This window comes from Rhizobium sp. SEMIA 4085, assembly GCF_013004495.1.
GTDB classification, from domain to species: Bacteria; Pseudomonadota; Alphaproteobacteria; order Rhizobiales; family Rhizobiaceae; genus Rhizobium; species Rhizobium gallicum.
In genome coordinates, this window is sequence record NZ_JABEPH010000525.1 from 1 (window position 1) to 3,016 (window position 3,016).

Sequence of the window (3,016 nt, forward strand, 5' to 3'; positions counted from 1 at the left end):
GACATCGCTACACTCAGGGCATCAGCTATTTTCAATCTCAATGTCGGAAATTCGGACTCCCACGGCAAGAATTTCTCGATCCTTTATGACGATCTGGGACCGAGAATGGCTCCGTTTTACGACCTGCTTTCCACCGTGGCCTATCCAGACCTTTCGCCGAAAATGGCTATGCGGATCGGAAACCGCGCAACGCTTGCCGAAATGGACGCCGACGGTTGGAAGGCTTTTGCGAAGGAGACCGGGATTGGCTTACTCTTGGTACGCCGCCGAGTTAAGGAGCTAGCTGATGCCACAGGTGAAGCGATAGCCCAAGTGTCAGAAACGGTATCTCCACTTGCCATCGATCCCGAGACGACAAATCACGTGGCGGCCTTGATCGCAGACCGCGCTAAACTCGTTTCTCTCTCGATCTAGCTCAACGGGTCCTCCAACCCTTTTCCGCAGGCCTCACCCAGATGCGGAGTTGGAGCGCCGGCCGTTTCCTGCTCGCGCGACTCGCCGCCAATTCCTGTGACGACCGCACATATCAGCACGTGAGCTACCATCGAGATCTTTCGAGCGCCGCAAAGGCTATGTGGCCCGCAAAAATGTCCCACATTCATAAACTGGGAATTCCGGTGAGGCAAATCGAGGAAAAAATGATGGAAAAACAACGTCCAATGAAAGAAATGGTAGGCCCGGAGGGAAGCCCTATTAGTTTGTAAAGGGCGATGATCGGTCTGTGGGAGAACAATTGCCAATCGCGCCCCCACGCACATATTCGAAACGGGTCTACTCATTTAAGCGAAGCTGCCGTCCCGATGTGGCCGCGTTGTCGAACCGAGCGAGCAGGTCCGCTGCCTCGACCAGGATGGGATCGGAGATGCACGGTCCCCCCGTGACAATCGCATCGCTCTCGCGGAGCAGCCGATCGGCCAGGTGCTCCAGCCTGTCCCAGAAATCGTCGCCGCGTTGCTTCGCCAGAATGGCGGAGAAGTGCAGCCTGCGGCTTAGGAGACGGATAACGCGGTACTTCTCGCCTGGCGTCATCCTGTCAAGGTTCGTGGTCACATCCATGTTATCGCTCCGGTGTGAGGGAAGCAGGCGAACTCAGTTGCTTGCGACGTTGCTTTCGCCGGTACGTGCGTTGGGAAGGCGTGGAGTTTTTATGAACATCGCACGGTCGGTCCGACCTTCATACGGACAACCTCGCCGTTGACGGAGCAGGTCGCCCCCGGCGATGCCCCGCACTCGGGAATGGCGCATTCGGCAAGGATGGGGACGTAGACACGCGTCTCGGCGGGCGTTGTCGACATGAGGGTGAGGCCGACGGCATACGCGCCGATCAGTACTATTCCGGCAAACGCAACGGGTAACGCGTGTCCGCGAGAGTTGTCGTGGGTGGGGACGTGTCGCATTGCCGTGATGTCCGAGGTGGTTTCCGATCAGAAACTTTAGCAAAGCCACCCACGTCCCGAATATTGATCTTGGATATCGCGGGCCTATACCGACGGATAGTGTCAAAGCGGCGATTTCGTTCAGGTTTTCCTTGAGCGCGAAATGGCCGGTTTCAGAGAAATGAAGCTTGGCGTCCGGCAGGTCGGCCAGGTAGGCCTCGCCCGGGTGCAGTGACAAGCGGTCGTTACGGCCCCACGCGATCAGAGCCGGGGCGTATTCGCCCTCATCCAGGCTTGCCAACAGGGTACTGCGGCGGATTGGTTCTGTAGTCGAGAAGGAGGGCTACCTGAGCGGCCTTTCTGCCTGGCAGATTGAGATAATACTGGTCCAGAACGTAGCTATCGGGGGCACACCAAATCCGGGCGCGAGACGTCGGTGAAATACTGGAATTTGGTGCCGTCCAGAGTGAGCAGGCCTTCAAGCTCCTTGAGCTTGTCGTTGTCGCCCGGTTCGATTGCCATCATCGGGCGGACGGTGAACGGCTCAATGCCGGCTTCGGGCTTCGAAAGGACAAGCGTCACCTCCTTGGCATCAAGCCACCGGAACTCGCCAGTCAGGACGCTGATGGAGTCATTCACGTAGCCGGCACGGCCTGGTATGGCCTGAATGAAGGCCATTGCCTTGTCGGTGTGCATGTGCGCGGTCGCCGGCGATGACGTACTTCAAGGGCGGCAAAAGCGACCGGGCCTCTCCGCCGACGATCGCTGGCATGTCTGCTGAAGCCAGGCGGCAGAGCATGCCGCACCGGCAGTCAATCGACTTTCGTGGCCGGGCTTTCATCCTCCGTTGCCTGGCCAACGGGGCCCGATGAGAAGCAGTTCTGAAACGTCGTTCTTCCAGCCATTCAAACGGGATTTGCAACGCGTTGCAAAATGGAACATTTTCTAGACTGGGAATGGCAAAATGGCGTGAGCACGTCGATGGTAAAATTCCGAGATCCCCCGAAGGACCCCGTTGACGATACTGCGGGGCCGCATGCACGGGCTAGCGGAAGGTGTCTTCCGCCCAGTCAGGAGCCGTTCCAGAGCTCTCGGTGGATGCGCGCCCTAGAGAAAACATGAAGTCCAGGAAAAGATCCGATATGAAGCCTTCAAACGCCATCCCGCTTGCTCTGCTGCTCGGCGCTGCCACTATGCCGTTCTTGGGAACAACCGACGCGCAGGCGCAGAACCGCGACATCAATCAGTCGGTATTCGCCTTCGGTGGCACGATGGTCGACGCCGACATCCTCCAGGCATCCAATCCTTTCGGCGTCACATACGAAGACCTCCCGATCTTCGGCCTCGGCTACCAGTACTTCCCGGCTAGGATGGGCTCCTTTAGGTTCGGACTGGAAGCGGGGCTCGCCGGGAGATACGGCGGGCATCCGAATGCGGAATTCTGGGGCGGCGTCGTCGGTCGCTATGACGGTTTCGAGATTGGTGATACCGTCCGTATCTCACCAGCCTTTACGTTTGGCATCATCCCAGACACGCCTAACCCAGAGGGACGGGGGCGCCAGAAAGGGCTGAGGGGTAACCGGGGAGCACATAAGGCGTTATATTTCTGCTGCGGGTGAGGAGGTTCTCTCAAACGTCGG

The 3,016-nt window shown here is 58.3% G+C and carries 5 protein-coding genes; 2 read left to right on the forward strand and 3 right to left on the reverse strand.

Features of this window, described 5'->3' with window-relative positions; genetic code table 11:
* Nucleotides 1-414: HipA domain-containing protein (locus C9413_RS30335; protein WP_170251341.1), on the forward strand; the 414-nt coding region annotated here is incomplete at its 5' end.
* A 357-nt stretch (nucleotides 415-771) separates the two neighbouring features.
* Here C9413_RS30335 and C9413_RS30340 read toward each other — a convergent pair.
* From C9413_RS30340 to C9413_RS30350, 3 genes are all read right to left on the reverse strand, one after another.
* A complete protein-coding gene (locus tag C9413_RS30340; protein ID WP_039845409.1) occupies nucleotides 772-1,056 on the reverse strand; it encodes a hypothetical protein in 285 nt (94 codons plus the stop codon).
* 89 nt (nucleotides 1,057-1,145) lie between these two features.
* Nucleotides 1,146-1,397, reverse strand: coding sequence for a hypothetical protein (locus tag C9413_RS30345; RefSeq protein WP_170251342.1), 252 nt, complete (start codon nucleotides 1,395-1,397; stop codon nucleotides 1,146-1,148).
* A gap of 378 nt (nucleotides 1,398-1,775) precedes the next feature.
* Entirely contained in the window at nucleotides 1,776-2,072 is a 297-nt protein-coding gene (locus tag C9413_RS30350; RefSeq protein WP_039845408.1) for a hypothetical protein, read from the reverse strand.
* A 446-nt stretch (nucleotides 2,073-2,518) separates the two neighbouring features.
* Between C9413_RS30350 and C9413_RS30355 the strand changes: the two genes are divergently transcribed.
* Nucleotides 2,519-2,995, forward strand: coding sequence for a hypothetical protein (locus tag C9413_RS30355; protein ID WP_170251343.1), 477 nt, complete (start codon nucleotides 2,519-2,521; stop codon nucleotides 2,993-2,995).
* Nucleotides 2,996-3,016: the final 21 nt, after the last annotated feature.

Bases quoted from the DNA above. Each gene is read 5' to 3' on its own strand.
- C9413_RS30350 (WP_039845408.1), bottom strand. From the start codon at position 2,072: ATGCACACCGACAAGGCAATGGCCTTCATTCAGGCCATACCAGGCCGT.
- C9413_RS30340 (WP_039845409.1), bottom strand. From the start codon at position 1,056: ATGGATGTGACCACGAACCTTGACAGGATGACGCCAGGCGAGAAGTAC.
- C9413_RS30355 (WP_170251343.1), top strand. From the start codon at position 2,519: ATGAAGCCTTCAAACGCCATCCCGCTTGCTCTGCTGCTCGGCGCTGCC.
- C9413_RS30345 (WP_170251342.1), bottom strand. From the start codon at position 1,397: ATGCGACACGTCCCCACCCACGACAACTCTCGCGGACACGCGTTACCC.